A 21,849-nucleotide genomic window follows, 5' to 3' on the forward strand; every position below is an offset into this window, starting at 1 on the left:
GATCACAGCGTACCCGAATCCGCCACCGATCCAGTCATCCATCTGCCCTACCGGGTCGTCCACTGTGTGACCGGCAGGGTGGACCGTAACGGTTGTATGCTCAACTGCGTGGCGCTAGCGCGTCGGGCGGCGCGAGTGCTGGTGAGGACACTGCGCAGCTTAGCGGCCTGCTGGTCGATGGCCTGCGGGCCGTTGCCGGTGAGCAGCCGCACGGACGGCTCGTAGGCCAGTAGCGGGGCGGCGATGTTGAGGGAGGTCGCGAGTGTGAAGCCAGCTTCCTTGATGGCCGCGTCGACGAAGTAGGAGGTTCGGGTCTTTTTGCCGGGGACGCGTGGGTAGAGGAACCGCAGCGCGAACAGCTCGCCGATCGTGGGGACGGTCGAGATGGTGGCGGCGAGGAACGGGTTGTCGCTGACGAGGTAGGGGTGGCCCTGAGCGTCGATGCGCTGCCGGGTGGAGGTCACCGCCACAGGCGCGTGGCAGATCAGCGAGATGATGACGCTGTTCTCCCGGGCTATGTGGAGGGTTTCGCCGAGCCACGGGTTGTCACGGAAGTCGACCATGGGGGCGTGACCGCCGGGGGTGTGGATGAAGTCAAAGTCGGCGAAAGTGAACGGGTCGGCCGAGTCGCGGTGACGCTGGACGAGTTCCTGTAGCGAGTGGAAGGTGCCCTCGGGCAGCTTTGCGAGGCGGCGAACCAGTTCGGGGCAGTACTCGGCGAGCTCCGGCTCGCTGTTAGGCAATAGTTCGGAGACCGGGATCCGGCCGATGTGCCGCTCCAGCAGCTGAACTTCCTGCTCGCGGCGGGCGACCAACGCGGGGTGGCGCTGCCGGAAGCTGTTGACGTCGAACGAGCGGCGGCGCTGCTGCATACGGAGGGGGATGGTCATGGCGCCGGTCTTCTCGATGGATTGCACGGACAGGGCCATGCCGTTGATGTCGAGTTGAGGGGCGTTGCCGTCGGGGGTAGCGAAGGTGAACTCGTAGTCGTTCTCGAACTCCTTGAGCACTTGAGCCATCTCGACCAGGAAGAACCCGGTCGAGATCGACTTGACGTCGGCCGGTTCGGCCAGCGGCAGCTGGCGGCCGGACGAGATGAGGATCAGTGCGCGGCGCTTGGTGGTGGGCATGACTTGTTCCTTTCAATGCTTTCGGCCGGGGTGAGGGTCAGGCCGTCCCTGCCATTCATCGGCGGATTTAGGCACGCCTCCTGTCGCATTCACTTACAGGATGCGACAGAAAACTTGCGATGGCCGCCAATCTCTCGGTGTTCTGCTCGCGCCACTGTGCGGGGGTGACGCCTGTCACCTGAGCACGCGTCAGTACGCGCGGCTGGTCGACGAGTGGGGGACCGCGATTGGGCTGACACCTGAGGACTACGGCACTCACTCGCTGCGCAGGACGAAAGCGTCGCTCATATACAAGGCGACCGGCAATCTACGAGCGATTCAGACTTTGCTCGGACATAGCAAGATCGAGAACACAGTTCGATGCCGGACGGGCGCAAAACTTTCCTGCGCCGGGCAACGTATAGCTTTCCGGCCCCTGCCAGATTGCCGAGGTCGAGACTACGCGTGTTGTAACCGCATCATAACACGAAAAAGCATCTGCGGATCGCCCGTTTCGCGAACCGTCTCGAGCGCCGCGGGTTCCTGAAGGTCCGCTTCTTAAGATCCGATCCTCGAAGCTGCCGGTCAACTACCGGCCCCAAGGTTGCCAGTCAGCAGCGCGCATTTTGCAACCAAGTGGAATCACTTGGCACCGCAGAAATGCGGCTATGATAAATAGACGGAGCCGGATGGTAGATCAATCTGAACGTATCCCGCTCTGGTCGGGGCGGCGATAAGCCTGCACTTCGCCCGGCTTGCTCAGGCTCTGCAGGGAGCCAGGTGCGGCGCCGCCGATCCAGCCCAGCACCGAGCGGGCGAGTTCGGCGCCGGCCAGCCGGAAGTTCTCGTTGACGACCAGCAATTCGCTGCGAAACAGGTGCAGAAGCTCCGACGATTGTTTGGACACCACATCGACATCGCGGCCAAGCTTGAGGCCGGCGTCTTCGATGCCGGCGACGATGGCAAGCGTCGCGGCGGCGGCGCTGCTGATGAAACCGTCCGGCCTGACGTCGCGGCGCATCAGCTGCGCGGTCCGCATTCTGATCTGCTCGATCGAATGATCGATCGAAACGGTGTTGAACGGAATCTCGCTGGCACCGACCTCGCTCAGCGCATCGGCAAAGCCGTTCAGCGTGTGACCGTGATAGGTCAACTCGACCGGCGGCGCCAGCAGTGCCAGCCGGCGGCGGCCGATGCCGGCCAGATGGCGCACTGCCTCGGCTGCGAAAGCGTAATTGTCGAAATCATGGTAGGGATGGATCAGCCCCATGTCGGTGCGGCCATGCGTAGCAAAGGGGATGCCGCGCTCCAGCATATAACGGGCCCTCGGGTCGTTCGGCTGCGTGCGCGAAATGATGACGCCGTCGGCTGAACCGGTTTCCACGAGGTAACGGATCGGGTCGAGCGGATCCTGCGAGCGTGAATAGGGCGTCACGATCAAGTGATAGGGCGTATCGGCAATGACTTCCGAAACACCGTAGATGATGTCCGAGACAAAGCTCATGATCTCGTGCTCGGTGTTGAGCACCAGGCTGATGACATTGGTCTTGCCGGTGCGCAGGCGGACGCCGGCACGGTTGGGCCGATAGCCGATTTGTTTGGCGACAAGCTGGACGCGACGCCTGGTCTCGGCGCCGATCTCGGGCGCGTCCTTCAGCGCGCGCGACACGGTGGTGACGCCCAGCCCGGTCATGAAGGCGAGCGTCTTCAGTGTCGGCCGGCCCTGCCCCGACGCTTCGTCGGCCTTCTCTTTTTGATGCCTGTTCATTCGTCCCGCCCCGTCAGGCGCATAGCAGTTGCCGGGCAGGCCGGCAATCGGCGGGCCGCGGGTACGCCGCGGGCCTTCACCGAATGAGACCGCTATATACTGAAACGTTACAGATTGTCACTGCCGTCGCGATATCACTGGTGATAGGCGCAAAACGAGCGGTACTCCGGTCGGCGCAAAAAAGAACGATTGAAACGGGCTTTTCCGGGTTTCTGGCGTCGCAGCACCAATTTTTTGCAGTGCAACCTCTCTTGTTGCGATGCGGTAGCTCGACAGGCCAGGTGATTTTATTCGCGCTTCGAAAAAATTTGGCGCCGGATTTGCCTGAGGGGTTGCGCGTCCGAAGCAATTGCCGTATCCAAAATCTGTAACGTTTCAGATTCTGGGAGGAACGAAATGCGATACCAACTCATGACTGCTGCGCTGGCATTGACGACCGCGCTGCAATTCGCCGGCCCGGCGGCCGCGACGGATCTGGAAGTCACCCATTGGTGGACCTCCGGCGGCGAGGCGGCAGCGGTCGCCGAACTCGCCAAGGCTTTCGACGCAACCGGCAATCACTGGGTTGACGGCGCCATCGCCGGCTCCGGCGGCACAGCGCGGCCGATCATGATCAGCCGCATCACCGGCGGCGACCCGATGGGCGCGACCCAGTTCAATCACGGCCGGCAGGCGGAAGAATTGGTGCAGGCCGGGCTGATGCGCGACCTCACCGATCTCGCCACCAAGGAAAAGTGGACGGAAATCGTGCAGCCGAAGAGCCTGCTCGACGGCTGTACCCTCGATGGCAAAATCTATTGCGTGCCGGTCAATATCCACTCCTGGCAGTGGCTGTGGCTGTCGAACGCCGCCTTCGAAAAAGCCGGCGTGCCGGTGCCGAAGAACTGGAATGAATATGTCGCTGCGGCGCCCGCGCTTGAAAAAGCAGGCATCCAGCCGCTCGCGGTCGGCGGCCAGCCCTGGCAGGCCTCCGGCGCTTTCGACGTGCTGCTCGCGGCGGTCGGCGGCACCGATGCCTTCCTCAAGGTCTATAAGGACAAGGACGCGGAATTCGCCGCCGGGCCCGAAGTCGCCAAGGTCTTCAAGGCCGCGGACGACGCCCGCAAGATGGCGAAGAACACCAATGTGCAGGACTGGAACCAGGCCACCAACCTGGTCATCACCGGCAAGGCCGGCGGCCAGATCATGGGTGACTGGGCGCAGGGCGAGTTCCAGGTTGCCGGCCAGACCGCCGGCAAGGACTATACTTGCCTTCCGGGCCTCGGCCTCAACGAGATGATCGCCACCGGCGGCGACGCTTTTTACTTCCCGCTGCTGAAGGATCCCGAAAAATCGAAGGCGCAGGAAGTGCTGGCCCACACGCTGCTTGATCCCAAGACGCAGGTCGCCTTCAATCTCAAGAAGGGTTCGCTGCCGGTGCGCGGCGACGTCGACCTCAAGGCGGCGAACGACTGCATGAAGAAGGGCCTCGAAATCCTCGCCAAGGGCAATGTCATGCCTTGGACGGACCAGTTGCTTTCGCAGGATACGCAGAAGCAAAAGGAGGATCTGTTCTCCGAGTTCTTCGCCAAGCAGGACATGACCGTGGAAGATGCGCAGAAGCGCTTCGCCGCCATCGTCGGTTCGGCCGATTGAGCGATCGATCAAGCGCCTCACTCCCGCCCCTGCGAGCGCAGGGTCGGGAGCTCGGGTCAAGACCTCTTGACCCTCCCGCCCTTACCCGATCCAGCGCGGCTGTGCAGATGAGCAAGAGCGAACGCCCCAGCCAACTCTTTCGCAACCTCAATGCGAAAATCGCCTCGATCCCAATGATCTTCACCGCGCTGGTGATCTTTGTTGGCGGCACCGTCTGGACGGTGTTCTATTCCTTCACCAATTCCAAGTTGCTGCCGCGGCTGCACTTCGTCGGTCTCGACCAGTATTACCGGCTGTGGGCGACGCCGCGCTGGCTGATCTCGATCGAGAACCTGCTGATCTACGGCGTGCTGTCGCTGGTGTTCTCGCTGGTAATCGGTTTCCTGCTTGCTGCCCTGCTCGACCAGAAGATCCGGTTCGAGGACACATTCCGGACCATTTTCCTCTATCCCTTCGCCCTGTCCTTCATCGTCACCGGTCTCGTCTGGCAATGGCTGCTCAACCCCGAGTTCGGTGTCCAGGCAGTGGTGCGCAGCCTCGGCTGGACGAGCTTCAGCTTCAATCCGCTCTATGATTCCAGCATCGTCATCTACGGCATATTGATCGCCGCTCTCTGGCAAGGCACCGGGCTGATAATGTGCCTGATGCTGGCCGGCCTGCGCGGCATCGACGAGGATATCTGGAAGGCCGCGCGGGTCGACGGGATACCGACCTGGAAGACCTATCTGTTCATCATCATACCGATGATGCGGCCGGTCTTCATCACCACGCTGGTCATCGTCGCCTCCAACATTGTTCGCGTCTACGACCTTGTCGTCGCCCAGACCAGCGGCGGGCCCGGTATCGCCTCCGAAGTCCCGGCCAAATATGTCTATGATTACATGTTCTTCGCCCAGAACCTCGGCCAAGGGTTCGCCGCTTCGACGATGATGCTGCTGTCGGTGATCATCGTCATCGTGCCGTGGGCCTATCTCGAGTTCGGAGGCAAGAAGCGTGTCTGACCATGCCGTCTCATTGCCTGCCATTGGCGACGCCGGCGGGCTCGAAGCCTACGGGCCGAGCGGACCGAAGCCGCGCCACACGTTCTCGCGCCGCAACATCTTCCTCTACGGCACGCTGATCGTGGTGGCGCTCTACTATCTTTTGCCGCTCTACGTCATGGTGGTGACATCGCTTAAAGGCATGCCTGAGATACGCCTTGGCAACATCTTCTCGCCGCCGATGGAGATCACCTTCGAGCCCTGGGTCAAGGCCTGGTCGAGCGCCTGCACCGGGCTCAACTGCGACGGGCTGTCGCGTGGCTTCTGGAATTCGGTGCGCATCACCATCCCGTCGGTGATCCTGTCGATCGCGCTCGCCTCGGTGAACGGCTATGCGCTGGCCAACTGGCGCTTCAAAGGGGCCGACACTTTCTTCATCATCCTGATCGTTGGCGCCTTCATCCCGTATCAGGTGATGATCTATCCGATCGTCATTATCCTGCGCGAGGTCGGCCTCTACGGCAGCCTCAGCGGCCTGGTGATCGTCCATTCCATCTTCGGCATGCCGATCCTCACGCTTTTGTTCCGCAACTACTTTACCTCCATGCCGGAGGAGCTGTTCCGGGCAGCGCGTGTCGACGGCGCCGGCTTCTGGGGCATCTATTTCCGCATCATGCTGCCGATGTCGCTGCCGATCTTCGTCGTCGCCATCATCCTGCAGGTGACCGGCATCTGGAACGACTTCCTGTTCGGCGTCGTCTACACCCGCCCCGACACCTATCCGATGACGGTGCAGCTCAACAACATCGTCAACTCGGTGCAAGGCGTGAAGGAATACAACGTCAACATGGCAGCCACCATCCTGACCGGCCTGGTGCCGCTGATCGTCTATTTCCTGTCCGGAAAATTGTTTGTGCGCGGCATCGCCGCCGGCGCGGTGAAAGGATGATGGCGATGAACGCAAACGGCAGTGTTGAGGTAAACGGCAGCAGCGGGGCAAACGGCACCAGCGTCTCGATCCAGAACCTGTCGCTGAATTTCGGCGCGATATCGGTGCTGCAGACGCTCAACCTCGATGTCGCAGAAGGCGAGTTCATCGTGCTGCTCGGCCCGTCCGGCTGCGGCAAGTCGACCCTGCTCAACTGCATTGCCGGGCTGCTGGACGTTTCCGAAGGCCGCATCTTCATCAAGGGCAAGAACGTCACCTGGGAAGAGCCCAAGGATCGCGGCATCGGCATGGTGTTCCAGTCCTACGCGCTCTATCCGCAGATGACGGTGGAGAAGAACCTGTCGTTTGGGCTGCGCGTTGCCGGCCTCGCCAAGGACGAGATCGCCAAGCGCATCGCCCGGGCCGCCGAGATCCTGCAGATCGAGCCGCTTTTGCATCGCAAGCCGGCGGCTCTGTCCGGTGGCCAGCGCCAGCGCGTGGCGATCGGGCGCGCACTTGTGCGTGACGTCGATGTCTTTCTGTTCGACGAGCCGCTCTCCAACCTCGACGCCAAGCTGCGCGCGGAATTGCGCGTCGAGATAAAGCTGCTGCATCGCAAGCTCGAGAACACCATGATCTACGTCACCCACGACCAGATCGAGGCGATGACGCTGGCCGACCGCATCGCGGTGATGAAGGGCGGCGTCATCCAGCAGCTCGATGCACCGCAGACCATCTATAACCGGCCGGTCAACCGGTTTGTCGCCGGCTTCCTCGGCTCGCCGGCGATGAACTTCCTCGACGGCAGGCTGGAGCAGGCGGACGGCGACTGGCACTTCGTCGCCGAGGATGTACGGATTCCGCTTGCCACCTATGCTTTCGAGAAGGACCCGGTGCCGGGGCCGGCCGTGTTCGGCATCCGCCCCGAGCACGTCGCGTTCAACAGCGGCACGGGATGGCCATTCGCAGCCACGGCAAGTGTCGAGGTCGTCGAGCCCATGGGTTCCGACACGCTGGTCTGGCTGAAGCTCGGCGGCCAGAATTTCACGGTACGGGTGACAGCCGAGCGCACGCCAAACAACGCCGAGGCGGTCGGCATCGGTTTTGATCCGATGCGCGCCTCGCTGTTCGACGCCGCCACAGGTAACCGCCTCTAGAGCAGATCTAGCCACCCAAGACTCTTCCATTCCCCCCAAGACTCATCCCCCCAAGACTAACCATCCACAAGAAAACGGACAGAGACGATGAACTGGTCATTCCAACTTTACAGTGCCCGCAATTTCCAGCCCTGGGAGGGCGTGCTCAAGATGCTGGGCGAGCTTGGTTACAGCCAAGTCGAAGGGTTCGGTGGTGTCTATGACGATCCCAAGGCATTCCGTGCGGAACTCGACAAGAACGGGCTTGCCATGCCGACCGGGCATTTCTCGATCGACGCGCTCGAGAAGGATTTCGATGGTGTGCGCAGGACGGCCGACGCGCTCGGCATCACGCTGCTCATCTGCCCGTTCCTGAACGCCGAGTTCAGGCCGGCCGACACAGCCGGCTGGCGCGGCTTCGGCGAACGCCTGGCCAAGGTCGGCGAGACGGCCAGGAAAGCCGGCTATGGCTTTGCCTGGCACAACCATGATTTCGAGTTCAAGGCGCTTGCCGACGGCTCGGTGCCGCAGGACCATATTCTGTCCTCGGCGCCTGACATCGGCTGTGAGATGGACGTCGCCTGGGTGGTGCGCGGCGGCGTCGATCCGCTGCCCTGGATCGAGAAGCACGGCAAGCGCATCGTCGCCGTCCACGTCAAGGACATGGCCAAGGCGGGCGAGGGACTCGACGAGGACGGCTGGTCGGATGTCGGCCACGGCACCATCGACTGGCCCGGCCTGATCAAGGCGCTGCGCGCCAAAAGCGCCGCAAAATACTACGTCATGGAACAGGACAATCCCAACGATATCGCGCGCTTCGCCCGCCGCTCGATCGCAGCCGCCAAGACCTATTAGGAGCACACCAGCATGGCAACAAAACTTGGCATCGGCGTCATCGGCTGCGGCAACATCTCGAAGGCGTATTTCTCGCTGGCGCCGCTGTTCCGTGGCATCGAGATGCGCGCCTGCGCCGACATCAACATGGAAGCGGCGAAAGCGCGGGCAAAAGAGTTCAAGCTGCGCGCCGAGACCGTCGAGGGGCTACTCAAGGCCGACGATATCGACATCATCGTCAACCTGACCATTCCGGCGGTGCATTACGAGGTGTCGAAGCAGATTCTCGACGCCGGCAAGCATGTTTATTCGGAGAAGCCCTTCGTGCTCTCGGTCAAGGAAGGGCTCGACCTGAAGAAACGGGCCGAAAGCAAGGGGCTGCGCATCGGTTCGGCGCCCGACACCTTCCTCGGCGGCGCGCACCAGCTTGTCCGCGACCTGATCGACACCGGCAGGCTCGGCAGGATCACCAGCGGCACCTGTCATGTGATGAGCCATGGGATGGAACATTGGCACCCCAATCCGGACTTCTTCTTCCAGCCGGGCGCCGGGCCGGTGCTCGATATCGGACCGTATTACATCACCAACCTGATCCAGCTGATCGGGCCGGTGAAGCAGGTCGCGGCTTTTGCTTCGATCCCGATGACGGAACGCATCATCAGCTCGAAGCCGCGCGCCGGCGAAAAGATCCCGGTCTCCACGCCGACGACGATCCATGGCGTGCTGGAATTCGAGAACGGCGCCGTGGTGACGCTCAACACCAGCTGGGATGTCTGGAGCCATGGCCACGCGCCGATGGAGCTCTATGGCGAGGCAGGCACGGTGTTCGTGCCGGATCCGAATTTCTTCGGCGGCGAGGTGCGCTACACCGAGGCCGCCAAGCCGGTGAAGAAGCTGCCGAAATGGCGGCATCCGTTCGGCGTGCCCAACGAGATGCATTCGCATGGCATGATGGCCAACTACCGCACCGCCGGCCTTGCCGACATGGCGATCGCGATTACCGAAGGCCGGCCGCACCGCTGCTCGATGGAACTGGCGCTGCATGCCGTCGATGTCATGACCGGCCTGTTGCGTTCTGGCGAGACCGGAAAGTTCGTCGCCATGCAGACCAGCTGCGAGCGGCCCGCGGCACTCGGCGTCAAGGCAGCGAAGGAGCTGCTGGCGAAGAAGAAAACGAAGTAGGCGGCGCACCTCCCAAGCACCGTAAAAGCCTCTCCCCGTTTGCGCGGGGAGAGGCTAAAGGTGCGGAAGGCTCGGCTGCCGTGCGTCGCGGCGACAGCCGTCGGGCTCGTTTCGATATGAGGATTTCCCATGCCCTATGTTCCCGCCGAGAACCGCTACGAAAAGATGGTCTACAATCGCTGCGGGCGGTCCGGCCTGAAGCTGCCGGCGATCTCGCTCGGGCTGTGGCACAATTTCGGCGATGACACGCCGCATAGAACCAAGCAGGCAATCACGCGCAAGGCCTTCGATCTCGGCATCACGCATTTCGATCTCGCCAACAATTACGGCCCGCCGCCCGGCTCGGCGGAGCGGGCCTTTGGCGAGATCCTGCGGACGGACTTTGCCGGTTATCGCGACGAGCTGATCATCTCGACCAAGGCCGGCTACGAAATGTGGGCAGGACCTTACGGCGAATGGGGCGGCCGCAAATATGTGCTGGCCAGCCTCGACCAGAGCCTGAAGCGGATGGGGCTCGATTATGTCGACATCTTCTATTCCCATCGCTTCGACCCCGACACCCCTCTGGAAGAGACGATGGGCGCGCTCGATCACGCGGTGCGCTCGGGCAAGGCGCTCTATGCCGGCATTTCCTCCTATAATTCACAGCGCACCCGCGAAGCCGCCGACATTTTGAAGCAGCTCGGCACGCCTTGCGTGATCCATCAGCCGAGCTATTCGATGCTTAACCGCTGGGTCGAGGACGACGGCCTGCTCGATACACTCGAGGGGCTTGGCGTCGGTTCCATCGTGTTCTCGCCGCTGGCACAAGGCATGCTGACCGACAAATATCTCGGCGGCATCCCCGATGGCAGCCGCGCCAGCCAGGGCAAGTCGCTGCGCCCGGCATTCATCAACGACAAATCGATCGCAAATATCGAGGCGCTGAACGTCATCGCCCGTCGCCGCGGCCAGACGCTGGCGCAGATGGCGCTGGCCTGGGTGTTGCGCCGGGGCAGGGTGACGTCGGCGCTGATCGGCGCCAGCCGGCCGGAACAGGTCGTGGATTGCGTCGGCGCGCTCGAGACGCTCGACTTCAGCGATGCCGAGCTCGCCGAGATCGACACCTTTGCACGCGAGTCGGACATCAATCTCTGGGCGACGTCGGCCGAGCGCAAGGGGCCGCCAAGGAAGTAGGCGGAGACGGTCCGCGGTCCGTTTTCATCGAAAGACGCGGCAGCGCAAACTGATAGCTGTCTTCGACACGGTGGCCAGCGGCTAACTTTCGGCTGCCTTGAGGTTCCGCGCGGCTTCTTCGAGTGCGGCTCTGTCGTTGCCGAGCCTGTCGATCAACTCTTGCGCCTGATCACCGGTTATCCCGGTGCGCATCGCCAGTGCCTCGACCGTCAGAACGTCGGAACTGGCGATCGTTCCAGCCGGACCGTGCTCGGCCGCGTCATCATCAGCCTGGCCGGTCATCGTCTCATCGTAGCCAAGCTCTTGCTTCGCCTGCTGCCAATGACGCTCATGCGCGCCATCCGGGCGGCCCTCGCGCATCCAGATTTCATAGGCTCGTTGCCGAATCTTTTCATGCCGATCGTTGTCCATGACGGCTCCTCCCTTGTGGCGTTTTCACCAACGCGGGGAGCGCCGGAACGATCCGATGTTCAAGCCGATTTCGCACACATGCCGGACAAATCCCGGGTTCTCACAGAACAAACACCGGACAGAATCGTTTTGCCGAGGAACCTGTACAGTGGGCCGACCGTTGAGCCGAGCCTTCCGCAAAGGAGATTACCATGGCCGACGACCCGAACGAATCCGCAGCACCGAAGATGACTCAACGTGAAGCTCAGGAAGCCCTGGAGAAGCAGGTCGCGCAGCTGAGGCGTGAGATCAACAAGATCAATCGGACCTTGGCCGAACGCGCGGAAGAGACGATCGAAGAGGCCGGCGACTGGTATGACAGCGCTGCTGACCGCGCGTCCCGGACGGCGCAAGCCCTGCGCAACAGGGCGCAAACGGTTTCCGGGGTCGTCCAGGAGAATCCCGGCACAGTATCGTCCGCATTCATACTCGGAGCGGCAGTAGGGGCGCTACTGGGCCTCGCCTTGGCCGCCACAGACCAGCGCCGCGATCGCTGGTTCTAGTTCCGACCAAAAGTTTCCGGGCAGAAGCGGCGGGATTGCTCGCGCCGTTCGTTCGTTCAGCGGGTGACGCCGGTCAGGGGGTCGCCGGCTTCTGCGCCGTGCCGAGGGCTTTGGGTGCTGCGGGCACGGGCGCTGCCCTTTTCATCTTCTCCTCGATCCAGCCGGTGTAATTGGCCAGCCGCGTGTAGATGCCGTAGGCGTTCTTGTGGCCGCAGGCGGTGCCGCCGTCGGCCGGACCTTCGCCCCAGCTGACGACGCCGACCTGCACCGGACCATCGGCGCCGGTCATGAACAGCGGTCCGCCGCTGTCGCCATTGCAGGCGTCGCGCTCGCCGCTGGCCGTTCCGGCGCAGATCATGTTGCCGGTCAGCGGATCCGCCATGTCGGCAGCAATCGCGTTGGCGGCCGCCTCGATGCCCCTTTCCGAATAACGCATGCGGCGGGCGAGCTCGCCGAGCGCTGCTTTCAAATCATGCGCATAAATCGCCTTGATGCCGCTGTTGCAGGTTGCGTTCGGCTGGAGGTCCAGGTCGGCGACCATCAGCGCGGTGGGAAATGTTCCGTCCTGCATCTTGCCCCAGCCGGTGACTGTCGTCTTGCCGGCGTCGGGGTCGGCTCACTGGCAATTTTGATGGTCGGGGCATCGGCCGGCTCGGCCAGCCGGATCAGGCCGAGATCGTTGTCCAGCGTCTGCTCGCTGTAGCCCTCGTTGACGATGATCTCCACCGCCTTGTAGCGCTTGCCCTCGCTGAGATCGGTGGCGCCCGTGAGCACGGTGACCACATCAGGCGAAATCGGCTCGCCGTCGTCATTGAGGCAGTGCGCCGCGGTCAGCACCCATTGCGGCGCGATCAGGCTGCCGCCGCAGAACTGCGCATTCGCCTGCGAGGCCGGGCTTTTGTCCAGCTTGCCCGTGGTCAGCAATGCCACCTGGAACGGGTAGGCGCCCGTCTCGGCCTGCTTGCCGCCGTAGACGCGATCGGCGCCGTCGGGGTTCTCCGCCCTGGCCTTTGCCCTGGCCTCGGCCACGCGTTTCATCGGCGAGATCGCCGCCTCCGGCCGGGCGGCCGCGTCCGTGGCATGAACGAAATCAACGACCGGCAAGGCCGCCGCGATGCCGAGCAGCGCGGCGGCGGCAATCGGTCTGAACCTATGGATGATCTTCACCTCGAACCCCCTGAGACAATATTCCGACAGGTCAGCCACGGACGCATGATCCACTGAAATGGAACCGGCCGGTGAGATCATGCTCCAAGGCGGAGCGCGATCCGTCACAAAACCGAGCACCACTTTTGCTAATCGTGCTGTCGAACCAAGCCCGCCCAAATCCTATAGCCCCCCACGGGCTATGTGAAAGCAATTTGTCATTGCCAATGTTGGATTAATTTAGGCAGTATACCGTTGCGGGCATTTTTGGCGGGGACCTAAACTGGCTGCACTGAATAATGGCCCGGTAAAGGCGCCGGCAACCAATTTCATTTTTCGTCACCACCACGATCTCGACAATATTTCTCTATCTTGATCCAGTCCTTGCTGACTTTTGGGAGAGTCTCACCATGACAAAACTGACACATAGCATTATTGCGTCCGCGTTGCTTTCCACCGCAATGTGGGCGGTTCCTGCCTTGGCTGCCGATCCAGGCTCCGCCAATGCTGGCAACGGCGAAAGCATGCGGGACGTGACATCGGGCGATTACAAGCCCGGCCGGGCGAAACCGATCGCCCCGCCGAAACTGACCGACGACGAGGCCAACCGCGCCGCGCCGCTCGCCGACGAAGCAACGGCAGTCAAATCTTATGGCATCGTCGGCCGCTCCGCCGATGGCAAGGACATCAAGATCGACCCGAACGAGACGCTGAAGGACCTTGTCATCAAGGAAATGAACGCGCCCGCCGACGGGCAGAAGTCCGATAATTCCGGACTAAGCGGAGGCGAAGAGGCCGGCCGCCAGGTGTTCGGGACGGACGACCGCGAGCAGATCAAGAATACCAAAACCTACCCGTTCACCGCGATCGGCTATCTCGAAGGCAAATCGAAGAGCGGCAGCTATGGCAGCTGCTCGGCGACACTGATCGGCCCGCGCACGGTGCTCACCGCGGCGCACTGCCTCTACAGCCACGAGGACAAGGCCTGGCTCGACGATATCCTGTTCGTGCCGGCTCTCAATGGCAAGACCGCCGACGACGCTCCGTTCGGCGCCTTCACCTATGAAAGCGCCTATATCGTCCAGGGCTTCATCGACAATTACCAAGGCTTTTACGGCTCTGTCGTGCCGTGGGATCTCGGCATCGTCACTCTCAAGCAGGATGTCGGCACCAATCTCGGCTGGCTGGGCTATGCCAACTATGTGGATCTCGGCGATTTCACCGCCAACATCATCGGCTATCCCGGCGACAAGCCGATGGGCACGATGTGGAAGGCGACCTGCGAAGTGCACGCCGAAAACATCGCCACCGAGTATTTCCAGTACGACTGCGACACGTATCCAGGTTCGAGCGGCAGCTCGGTCTATGCCTATGACAATGGCTCCAAGCAGCGCGTCATCACCGGCGTGAACGTGGCCGAGAGCCCGGATGCCAATACCGCCGTGCGCCTGAACGCCATCAACGTCCAGTGGATCAACAGCCTGTACAAATAGGCCTGCAGAGTGCGCGCCGCGATCATCGGGGCGGGTTATCTATTTTAGCGGCATTTCTGCGACGCCAAATATGATCACACTTGGCTGCAAAATGCTCCAATCAAAGCCGGCGGCGGAGCATTTCCGTTGCCGGCTTTCGCATTTTCGGGGATTATCTGGATTGGGCCGGGGGTGGCGCCTGGCGGACATAGTTCTCGATTGGCAGGGCGAAGGTCGGCGAACCGGCCTTGCGCTCCTTGTCGATATAGCCGGCAAAATAGCTCCAGAACGAGGCGGCATAGTCGCGGAAATACGAGTCGGCGACCTGACGCGAGCAAAGCCTGCCTTCGACGCAGAAGGAAAGACGGTTGAGGAAATAGACGATGCGGTCGAAATTGTCGCTGAACTCGGCAAGCGGCATGTCGCCGCCGGTTGCGCTCATCGCCTCGATGCCGATGCGTTGCCGATAGACCTGTTCCTCGGTCGGCGTGGGATTGGCGCTGAGCAGATTGCCGTATTTGGCATTGAGCGTCGCCAGGCGTTGCTTGAGGGCCCGTTGCGCCTGCTGGTAATCCTTGCTTTCCCAGAGCTCGACCAGCGACATCGTCTGTTCGACACGCTTCTGCTCCTGGTTTGCCAGGAACTGGTAGACCGAAAAGATCAAGGTGAAGATGATCGCCAGCCGTACCAGCAATCCGGACCAGGCATAGACAAGCATGCGCCAGTCGCGATCGGTGAACGGGTTCGCCTCCTTCTTGACCTCGTGATTGCTCACCCAAGGCAGGCCTTCGACGGTTTCCGGCAGTGACGCCGGCTTCTTTTGCGGTACCGGCGCCGCCCCTGCCTGCTGCGTTGCGTCGCTCCCTGCTTTCGTCATCCGCAGCTGTCCAGTTCGATGATAGCTGACGGATCGAGCACGATGCCCGGCGTCTCCAGCTTCTTCTTCAGGCAATCCAGCTGCGCCCGCGAAACGATGAACTGCACGTCAGGCTCCACCTGCGGCTTGCCAGGCGACGGCAACGGCTCGACCACGCCGCGTGAGGTGCAGCTGCTGAGATCGACGACGACGGCGGTGTTGCCGGTTTTGGCGATCTGGTCGTACTGATCGAGAAAGCAACTCGCCAGTTCGGAGTTGATGACGACCTCCTTGGCGCAAAGGCCGCAGATCTCGTCCGCCGAGGCATTGGCGGCCAGCAACAGCCCGGCGACAAGGCCGGCGGTTGTTGCGCGCCACGAAAATACCATCCTGTTCACGAACGCCCTCATCCGTTCCGTTCGGCCGCCGACAGCGGCGGTCGAAGAATGTTCATTATCAGCCGATCAGGCAAGAGGCCTGGCCGGGCGCTTGATCCCGCCTCAGGCGCGCGGCACCGTCTCCATCGGGAAGATCATCACGGCGCCCTTCGATGCCTTGTCGTCGGTGAGCCGCATGGCCGACCGCGTCGCCGGCGCCATGCCGATATCGGCCAGCATATCGGAGAAACTTGGCTGTCCCAGTCCGCGCGTTACCGAGACAACCCCCGCTTGCGCCAGGAAGCTCAGGTCCTGCTTCTCGCTCTGCGGCGGCGCCTCGGTCAAGACGGCGATCATCTGCTCCATGCCGAAGCTGGTGTCGGTGAATTTGAACAGGCCTTCCTCGAGCACGGCGCCCTCGGTCAGGCGCTCGGCAAGAAAATGCTGGATGGAATAGTCGGAGCCGACATAGAGCACGTTGATGTCAACCAGGTTGGTCGAGCCGTTCCAGACCAGCACATGCACCTGATCGTCGGGCGAAACACGCGGCACCGTCGACGGCTCGATAGGCTGCAGCGCGTCACTGTCCAGACGCTTGATCCGGAACTCGACGTCGACCTCTTCCGGCCGATAATCCGAAGCGGCGGCCAGCCTCGACAGGCCGATGGCGCGGAAGATTTTCGTCAGGTTCCTGGCCGCGGCGTCGATCAGCTTTTCGCGGCCGTCCGGATGAATGACGATCAGCGGCGGCTTGCTGCCATCCTTGAGCGTCATGTCGCCCGAAGCTGGCAGGAACCACAGCGCCGGCGCGTCGGTGGCGTCTTCTGCGGCGCCGGCAATGGCATTCTCGCGCAGCACGGCGAGACGCAGATCTGCGCTCTTGCCCGGCTCGACCAGCGCGATGTGGAACCCTGAGTTCTCCCTGGCCGCCAGATCGTCGAGAACCGAGTTCGCCAGCGCAGCCTCTTTCTCGAGGCCTTTGGCCGCTGCCGGCCGCGCGACCACGAGCTTGTAGTCGACGGCGAGCTCGGCGAGCCGGGCATAGGCATTGGCGGGGATGTCAGCCAGCTTGAGCGCCGGCTTGCCGCCGAACTCGACCGGCTGGACCCGGCTCTCCAGGTTCTTTGCCGATCGCACCTGGAGATAACCAAGCGCCTCGGACAGCGGCGACAGCGCCGACGGCAAGATTGCCAGCTTGCTGCCGGGGGTGAGGCGATGCAGCAGTCCGGCGCCGATGGTGGCTTTGTCGTCCTTGACGACGATCGGCCATTGCATGACCGCATCGGTCTTGTCGGTGCCGAAGACGCGTGCGTCGAGTTCTCCCTCGAACAGCGGCGTTGGCCGGGTGCGGCCGTCCGCCGAATATTGCTGCAGCACCGACTGACCGAGCTGGCGGTAGGTGATGTTGGGGTTCTCGGCCAGTTTCGACAGGATGGTGAAGGTGAACAGCCCGAAACGCGGCGCATCGGCCGTGCCCCTGGGCAGCGGCATCTCAGGCGTCGTCTCCACCGTCTGCGCCGCGTAGAAGGCGACCAATTTACCCTTGGTGGTCGGCTCGGCGCCGGTCGGCGCCAGCTTGAAGGCCGGCTTGCGCTGCCCGTCCTCGCCAAAGCCGCGCGGCGCGGCCGACGCAATCCCGTCATAGGCTTTCACCGCAGCCGCCCTGGCAGCATCGTCGCCGCCGACCAGATCGGCGAACTCGACCTTGCGTTCCAGTTCGTCGTCGACCTCGGCGGCGCGCGTCGCCGTGCCGGAATGGCAGCAGTCGAACACGGCCCAGATAAAGGCGCCCTTGTCGCGAATGGCGTCGAGTGCGGTGCCGATCTCGTTGTCGACCAGCGCATTGGGCACGCCCTGTTCGTGGTTGACCCATTTGTCGATGTCGGACGGCAAGAAAATTTCGTCGAGGCCGTCGGTCTCGTCGCCCTTGGTCGCCGCGGGCTGTTGCGCGCCGTGACCGGACAAATGCAGATAGACGAAATCATCACGCTGGACCTTGGCGGCAAGGTCGGCGAGTGCTGCCTTGATCGCCGCATGTGTCGGCGGTCCGTTGGCGCCTTCGACATCCTTGGCGAGCAGCGTGACGTTTTCGGCCAGGAATTTTACCGGCGCGGGCGTGTTCCCCAGGAGGTAATCGCGCACCAGGCCGGCATCGTTTTTCGGTCCGATCAGCCAGTTTTTCTTCGGCAGGTTCGGGTAATCGGTGCAGGCAACAAGCAGCGCATGGTAGGTGCGCGCCGCTGCGAATGCCCGAAACGGCACCAGGCCGGCAGCGGCCAGCGCAGACGTGCCGGCAAGCAGCGTCCGCCGCGTCACTTTGATCATGGTTGCTTCCCCAAGCCCGATCGAATTTCCAAGCACGGCCAGCCTGGCTGACGATTTTGTCAGTATTTTGAATATGGCGCCGCCGGCCAGCCGACCACCGGCTGCGAATAGAAACAGTAGCAAAAATAGCAGTTCGTCGCTATCTCAGTGCAAGAGGTCGAATTGCATGCGAACTGGCAGTGATCGGCACGGAGCGGCTTGGAACGGGATCATGGCGGCAAGGGATGTACTGACGAAGAACCAGCTTTGCGTTCTCGAGAAACTCGAGGCCGCCAGCGGGCCGCTCAGCGCCTATACGTTGCTCGACCAATTGCGCGAGCGCGGTTTTCGCGCACCGCTGCAGGTCTATCGGGCGCTCGACACGCTGGTGAAGTCCGGCTTCGTGCACAGGCTCGAAAGCCTCAATTCCTTCGTCGCCTGTGCCGAGCCGCACGACCACAGCCATTCGATGACGGCGTTTGCCATCTGCGACAGCTGCGGCCAGGTGACCGAGTTCTCCGACCACGATGTCGGCCACCGGCTCGACGAATGGGTGCGCTCGACCGGCTTCGCCGCCAAGAAGGCGGTGATCGAGTTTCGTGGGACTTGTGCGAAGTGTTTGGCTGAAGCGGCTTGAGGGCTTACTAAGCCGCGAGATGCTGGCGGGACAGCGCCCCCCTCTGTCCTGCCGGACATCTCCCCCGCAAGGGGGGAGATTGGCAGCTTCAATTTCACCGCCCATTTTTGCAACGCCGACGGTTGGCGAAAGCCGGGGCGACATCCGATCTCCCCCTTGCGGGGGAGATGTCCGGCAGGACAGAGGGGGGTGGGAAGGATCGCGACTTAGCCGGCTGCAGACGGGACGTTAATGCGCCTCTTCCCAGTTGTTGGCGGCGCGGGCGTCGACGTGCAGCGGCACCGACATCGATACCGCCGGCATGGCGGCGTTCTCCATGACGTGGCAGACGACGGGAATCGTCGCCTCGACCTCGGCTTCGGCCGTCTCGAAGACCAGTTCGTCATGCACCTGCAGCAGCATGCGGGCGGAAAGCTTCGCCTTCTCCAGCGCCTCGTCCATGCGGATCATGGCGCGACGGATGATGTCGGCGGCGGTGCCCTGCAGGCGTGCGTTGATCGAGGCGCGCTCGTTGAACGCCCGGATCGAGGGGTTTGACGATCTGATCTCCGGGTAGTGGATGCGGCGGCCGAAGATGGTCTCGACGAAGCCGTGCTCGCGCGCATAGGCCTTGGTGGCGTCGATATAGTCGCGGATGCCGGGGAAGCGCTCGAAATATTTCTTGATGTAGTCACCGGCTTCTTCGCGTGCGATCGACAGCTGGTTGGCGAGGCCAAAGGCCGAAATGCCGTAGATGATGCCGAAATTGATCGCCTTGGCACGGCGGCGCACTTCCGAAGGCATGCCCTCGACCGGCACGTTGAACATTTCCGAGGCGGTGATGGCGTGGATGTCGGCGCCGTCGGCGAAGGCCTGCTTTAGCTGCGGGATTTCGGCGACATGGGCGAGCACGCGCAATTCGATCTGGCTGTAGTCGGCGGAAACCAGCTTGTTGCCCTTGTCGGCGATGAAGGCCGTCCTGATCTTTCGCCCCTCGACGGTGCGCACCGGGATGTTCTGCAGATTGGGATCCGAGGACGACAGCCGGCCGGTCGTCGTCGCGGCAAGCGCGTAGGAGGTGTGGACGCGCTTGGTGTCGGGATGGATGAAGCCGGGCAGGGCATCGGTATAGGTCGATTTCAGCTTGGTCAGCTGGCGCCAATCGACGATCTTGCGCGGCAATTCGTGGCCTTCGGCGGCGAGGTCTTCGAGAAGCTGCGCCGAGGTCGACCATTGGCCGGTCTTGGTTTTCGAACCGCCGGGCAGGCCCATCCTGCCGAACAGGATGTCGCCGAGCTGTTTTGGCGAGCCGATGTTGATGCGCTCGCCGACCAGCTGGTAGATCTCGTCCTCGAGCCGCGCCGCACCTTGTGCCAGTTCGCCGGAGAGCCGCGACAGGATCTGCCGGTCGACGGAGATGCCGCGTTGTTCCATCCGTGACAGGACTGGCACCAGCGGCCGTTCCAGCCGTTCATAGACCGAGACCAGGCCCTTGGCGGCAAGGCGTGGCTTCAGCACCTGCCAGAGCCTGAGCGCGACGTCGGCGTGCTCGGCGCCGTAAGCCGTCGCCTTGCCGAGGTCGGCCTGATCGAGGCCGACGAAGTTTCTTCCCGAACCGGCCAGTTCCTTCAGCGGAATGGTCGCGTGGCCGAGCCATTTATCGGCCAGCGCCTCCAGGCCATGGCCACCATGGGTGCCGGCCTCGAGCACGTAGGAGATCAGCATGGTGTCGTCATAGGGGCCGATCTCGATGCCATGACGGCTCATGACGACGAGGCGGTATTTCATGTCGTGCACGATCTTGAGGACAGATTTGTCCTCGAGCAGCGGCTTGAGCAACGCTAGTGCGTCGCGGATCGAGATCTGGTTGTCGACCGCGCCGCCGCCGAGCAGGTCGCCATTGCCGTTTTTATGGGCAAGCGGCACGTAGGCGGCATGGCCAGGCGCGACGGCCATGGCAAGGCCGATCAGTTCGGCCCGCATCGGATCGGGCGAGGAGGCCTTAACGTCGAAGGCGACGATGCCTCTCTCCATCGCCTCGGCGATCCAGGCCTTCAGCGTCGCGGCGTCGCGGATGCAGGCGTAGGCGCTGGTGTCGATCTTGCGGGCGGTGGCAGCCTCCAGGCGAAGCGCCGAAAGCAGGGATGGGGTGTCGCCTTGCCTGGCTGCGGCCGGGGCTTCGAGTGCCGCTTCGTCCGACGGCGGTGCGCTCTCGGCGGCCGCGGGCAGCCCAAAACCCATATCGGGGCCATGCGCGGTATCGGCACGCTCTATTGTGACGGGAGTGGCCGCAACGTCGCCCGCGTCGGTTCCCGTCGCTTCGGCCACGCGGCGGGTCAGCGTCGAGAATTCCATGGTCTTGAGAAAGCCGATCAGCCTGGGGCCGTCCGGCGCGTGCAACACGAACTCGTCGAGCCCCTCGGTCACCGGCACGTCGTTCTTCAGCGTCACCAGGTCACGCGAGATGCGCGCCTTGTCGGCATTGGCGATGATCGATTCGCGCCGCTTGTCCTGCTTGATCTCGCCGGCGCGGGCGAGCAGCGTATCGAGGTCGCCGAACTGTTCGAGCAATTGCGCCGCCGTCTTCGGCCCGATGCCGGGCACGCCCGGCACATTGTCGACCGAATCGCCGGTCAGCGCCTGCAGGTCGATCATCTTCTGCGGCGGCACGCCCCATTTCTCGATCACCTCGGGAACGCCGATCTGGCGGTCCTTCATCGGGTCGTACATGGCAACCGTTGGGCCGACCAGTTGCATCAGATCCTTGTCGGAAGAGATGATGGTGGTGTCGGCGCCGGCTTCGCAGGCAAGCCGGCAATAGGTGGCGATCAGGTCATCGGCCTCGTAGCCTTCCGTCTCAAGGCATGGCAGGTTGAAGGCCCTGGTCGCCTGGCGGATCAGGCCGAATTGCGGGATCAAATCTTCCGGCGGCGCCGAGCGGTTGGCCTTGTATTCGGGGTAGAGGTCGTTGCGGAAGGTCTTCGACGAATAATCGAAAATCACGGCGAAATGCGTCGGCACGATGCCGACATCGGTGTTGCGGGCGTCCTGGGTCAGCTTCCAGACCATGTTGCAGAAGCCGAGCACGGCACTGGTCGGCAGCCCGTCGGACTTGCGGGACAGTGGCGGGAGCGCGTGATAGGCACGGAAGATGTAGCCGGAGCCGTCGACAAGGAAGAGATGATCGCCTTTTTTCATGGCACGAGGGATAGCGCGGCGCAGCGCCGCGGTCCATGCCAAAGGCGGCTTGCGCCAAGGGTTCCGGCAACACCCTGACAAATGGCGTGTGAGCTTGGCCGGCCTGGCGGCTTGGCCGGAGCTTTGTTCGCTCACGCCTATGTTACAAAAGTGTAATTTTTGTGCCCTTGAATCGCCAC

At 62.8% G+C, this 21,849-nt stretch carries 17 protein-coding genes and 2 pseudogenes; 11 read left to right on the forward strand and 8 right to left on the reverse strand.

What is annotated here, in order from left to right; genetic code table 11:
* Positions 1 to 47: 47 nt before the first annotated feature.
* On the reverse strand, positions 48 to 1,130 hold the full coding sequence (locus tag NKH89_RS25220; protein WP_352495506.1) for a type 1 glutamine amidotransferase family protein: 1,083 nt from the start codon (positions 1,128 to 1,130) through the stop codon (positions 48 to 50).
* A gap of 175 nt (positions 1,131 to 1,305) precedes the next feature.
* Between NKH89_RS25220 and NKH89_RS25225 the strand changes: the two are divergent.
* Positions 1,306 to 1,491 (forward strand): annotated as a pseudogene (locus tag NKH89_RS25225) (tyrosine-type recombinase/integrase); the annotation flags it as partial.
* 315 nt (positions 1,492 to 1,806) lie between these two features.
* Here NKH89_RS25225 and NKH89_RS25230 read toward each other — a convergent pair.
* Positions 1,807 to 2,877, reverse strand: a complete 1,071-nt coding sequence (locus NKH89_RS25230) for a LacI family transcriptional regulator (protein ID WP_352910466.1) — start codon at positions 2,875 to 2,877, stop codon at positions 1,807 to 1,809.
* A gap of 396 nt (positions 2,878 to 3,273) precedes the next feature.
* On the opposite strand from NKH89_RS25230, the gene NKH89_RS25235 reads away from it, so the two are divergent.
* From NKH89_RS25235 to mgrA, 7 genes are all read left to right on the forward strand, one after another.
* Positions 3,274 to 4,512 carry an ABC transporter substrate-binding protein gene (locus NKH89_RS25235; RefSeq protein ID WP_031194918.1) on the forward strand — a complete coding sequence of 413 codons (1,239 nt, stop codon included), beginning with the start codon at positions 3,274 to 3,276 and terminating at the stop codon, positions 4,510 to 4,512.
* A 107-nt stretch (positions 4,513 to 4,619) separates the two neighbouring features.
* A complete protein-coding gene (locus NKH89_RS25240) occupies positions 4,620 to 5,513 on the forward strand; it encodes a carbohydrate ABC transporter permease (RefSeq protein ID WP_023721950.1) in 894 nt (297 codons plus the stop codon).
* On the forward strand, positions 5,506 to 6,441 hold the full coding sequence (locus NKH89_RS25245) for a carbohydrate ABC transporter permease (protein ID WP_352789309.1): 936 nt from the start codon (positions 5,506 to 5,508) through the stop codon (positions 6,439 to 6,441). Before NKH89_RS25240 ends, NKH89_RS25245 begins: the two co-directional genes overlap by 8 nt.
* Before the next feature lie 5 nt (positions 6,442 to 6,446).
* On the forward strand, positions 6,447 to 7,577 hold the full coding sequence (locus tag NKH89_RS25250; protein ID WP_051409752.1) for an ABC transporter ATP-binding protein: 1,131 nt from the start codon (positions 6,447 to 6,449) through the stop codon (positions 7,575 to 7,577).
* 87 nt (positions 7,578 to 7,664) lie between these two features.
* Positions 7,665 to 8,411 (forward strand): sugar phosphate isomerase/epimerase family protein, encoded by a 747-nt coding sequence (locus NKH89_RS25255; protein ID WP_352910469.1) that lies wholly within the window; start codon positions 7,665 to 7,667, stop codon positions 8,409 to 8,411.
* Between the two features lie 12 nt (positions 8,412 to 8,423).
* Positions 8,424 to 9,572, forward strand: coding sequence for a Gfo/Idh/MocA family protein (locus tag NKH89_RS25260; protein WP_352816858.1), 1,149 nt, complete (start codon positions 8,424 to 8,426; stop codon positions 9,570 to 9,572).
* Between the two features lie 129 nt (positions 9,573 to 9,701).
* On the forward strand, positions 9,702 to 10,748 hold the full coding sequence (gene mgrA, locus NKH89_RS25265) for an L-glyceraldehyde 3-phosphate reductase (RefSeq protein WP_352495501.1): 1,047 nt from the start codon (positions 9,702 to 9,704) through the stop codon (positions 10,746 to 10,748).
* 81 nt (positions 10,749 to 10,829) lie between these two features.
* On the opposite strand, the gene NKH89_RS25270 is transcribed toward mgrA, so the two are convergent.
* Positions 10,830 to 11,159: a DUF2934 domain-containing protein gene (locus NKH89_RS25270; RefSeq protein WP_352592770.1), complete on the reverse strand. Its 330-nt coding sequence runs from the start codon at positions 11,157 to 11,159 to the stop codon at positions 10,830 to 10,832.
* Positions 11,160 to 11,350: 191 nt separating this feature from the next.
* Here NKH89_RS25270 and NKH89_RS25275 point away from each other — a divergent pair, with 191 nt between their 5' ends.
* Positions 11,351 to 11,701: a hypothetical protein gene (locus NKH89_RS25275; RefSeq protein ID WP_352816855.1), complete on the forward strand. Its 351-nt coding sequence runs from the start codon at positions 11,351 to 11,353 to the stop codon at positions 11,699 to 11,701.
* A 73-nt stretch (positions 11,702 to 11,774) separates the two neighbouring features.
* Here NKH89_RS25275 and NKH89_RS25280 read toward each other — a convergent pair.
* A pseudogene (locus tag NKH89_RS25280) lies at positions 11,775 to 12,949 on the reverse strand (S1 family serine peptidase).
* A 308-nt stretch (positions 12,950 to 13,257) separates the two neighbouring features.
* Between NKH89_RS25280 and NKH89_RS25285 the strand changes: the two are divergent.
* Entirely contained in the window at positions 13,258 to 14,340 is a 1,083-nt protein-coding gene (locus NKH89_RS25285) for a trypsin-like serine peptidase (RefSeq protein WP_031194911.1), read from the forward strand.
* 151 nt (positions 14,341 to 14,491) lie between these two features.
* Here NKH89_RS25285 and NKH89_RS25290 read toward each other — a convergent pair whose 3' ends face one another.
* From NKH89_RS25290 to NKH89_RS25300, 3 genes are all read right to left on the reverse strand, one after another.
* A complete protein-coding gene (locus NKH89_RS25290; RefSeq protein ID WP_352483605.1) occupies positions 14,492 to 15,196 on the reverse strand; it encodes a DUF4760 domain-containing protein in 705 nt (234 codons plus the stop codon).
* Positions 15,193 to 15,564: a hypothetical protein gene (locus NKH89_RS25295; protein ID WP_352483640.1), complete on the reverse strand. Its 372-nt coding sequence runs from the start codon at positions 15,562 to 15,564 to the stop codon at positions 15,193 to 15,195. The genes NKH89_RS25290 and NKH89_RS25295 overlap by 4 nt, the downstream gene beginning before the upstream one ends.
* Positions 15,565 to 15,675: 111 nt before the next feature.
* The gene (locus NKH89_RS25300; protein ID WP_352483604.1) at positions 15,676 to 17,877 is read right to left on the reverse strand and encodes a caspase family protein; all 2,202 of its coding nucleotides are present in this window, start codon (positions 17,875 to 17,877) and stop codon (positions 15,676 to 15,678) included.
* A 211-nt stretch (positions 17,878 to 18,088) separates the two neighbouring features.
* Between NKH89_RS25300 and NKH89_RS25305 the strand changes: the two genes are divergently transcribed.
* Positions 18,089 to 18,493 carry a Fur family transcriptional regulator gene (locus tag NKH89_RS25305; protein ID WP_023721937.1) on the forward strand — a complete coding sequence of 135 codons (405 nt, stop codon included), beginning with the start codon at positions 18,089 to 18,091 and terminating at the stop codon, positions 18,491 to 18,493.
* A 228-nt stretch (positions 18,494 to 18,721) separates the two neighbouring features.
* On the opposite strand, the gene polA is transcribed toward NKH89_RS25305, so the two are convergent.
* Positions 18,722 to 21,670: a DNA polymerase I gene (gene polA, locus NKH89_RS25310; RefSeq protein ID WP_352592671.1), complete on the reverse strand. Its 2,949-nt coding sequence runs from the start codon at positions 21,668 to 21,670 to the stop codon at positions 18,722 to 18,724.
* Positions 21,671 to 21,849: the final 179 nt, after the last annotated feature.

This window comes from Mesorhizobium sp. M0923, assembly GCF_040319365.1.
Taxonomy (GTDB): Bacteria; Pseudomonadota; Alphaproteobacteria; order Rhizobiales; family Rhizobiaceae; genus Mesorhizobium.

What these genes read in the sequence shown, in the direction of transcription:
- NKH89_RS25220 (WP_352495506.1), bottom strand. Translation starts at nt 1,130, where the DNA reads ATGCCCACCACCAAGCGCCGCGCACTGATCCTCATCTCGTCCGGCCGC.
- NKH89_RS25230 (WP_352910466.1), bottom strand. Translation starts at nt 2,877, where the DNA reads ATGAACAGGCATCAAAAAGAGAAGGCCGACGAAGCGTCGGGGCAGGGC.
- NKH89_RS25235 (WP_031194918.1), top strand. Translation starts at nt 3,274, where the DNA reads ATGCGATACCAACTCATGACTGCTGCGCTGGCATTGACGACCGCGCTG.
- NKH89_RS25240 (WP_023721950.1), top strand. Translation starts at nt 4,620, where the DNA reads ATGAGCAAGAGCGAACGCCCCAGCCAACTCTTTCGCAACCTCAATGCG.
- NKH89_RS25250 (WP_051409752.1), top strand. Translation starts at nt 6,447, where the DNA reads ATGAACGCAAACGGCAGTGTTGAGGTAAACGGCAGCAGCGGGGCAAAC.
- NKH89_RS25255 (WP_352910469.1), top strand. Translation starts at nt 7,665, where the DNA reads ATGAACTGGTCATTCCAACTTTACAGTGCCCGCAATTTCCAGCCCTGG.
- NKH89_RS25260 (WP_352816858.1), top strand. Translation starts at nt 8,424, where the DNA reads ATGGCAACAAAACTTGGCATCGGCGTCATCGGCTGCGGCAACATCTCG.
- mgrA (WP_352495501.1), top strand. Translation starts at nt 9,702, where the DNA reads ATGCCCTATGTTCCCGCCGAGAACCGCTACGAAAAGATGGTCTACAAT.
- NKH89_RS25270 (WP_352592770.1), bottom strand. Translation starts at nt 11,159, where the DNA reads ATGGACAACGATCGGCATGAAAAGATTCGGCAACGAGCCTATGAAATC.
- NKH89_RS25275 (WP_352816855.1), top strand. Translation starts at nt 11,351, where the DNA reads ATGGCCGACGACCCGAACGAATCCGCAGCACCGAAGATGACTCAACGT.
- NKH89_RS25285 (WP_031194911.1), top strand. Translation starts at nt 13,258, where the DNA reads ATGACAAAACTGACACATAGCATTATTGCGTCCGCGTTGCTTTCCACC.
- NKH89_RS25290 (WP_352483605.1), bottom strand. Translation starts at nt 15,196, where the DNA reads ATGACGAAAGCAGGGAGCGACGCAACGCAGCAGGCAGGGGCGGCGCCG.
- NKH89_RS25295 (WP_352483640.1), bottom strand. Translation starts at nt 15,564, where the DNA reads ATGGTATTTTCGTGGCGCGCAACAACCGCCGGCCTTGTCGCCGGGCTG.
- NKH89_RS25300 (WP_352483604.1), bottom strand. Translation starts at nt 17,877, where the DNA reads ATGATCAAAGTGACGCGGCGGACGCTGCTTGCCGGCACGTCTGCGCTG.
- NKH89_RS25305 (WP_023721937.1), top strand. Translation starts at nt 18,089, where the DNA reads ATGGCGGCAAGGGATGTACTGACGAAGAACCAGCTTTGCGTTCTCGAG.
- polA (WP_352592671.1), bottom strand. Translation starts at nt 21,670, where the DNA reads ATGAAAAAAGGCGATCATCTCTTCCTTGTCGACGGCTCCGGCTACATC.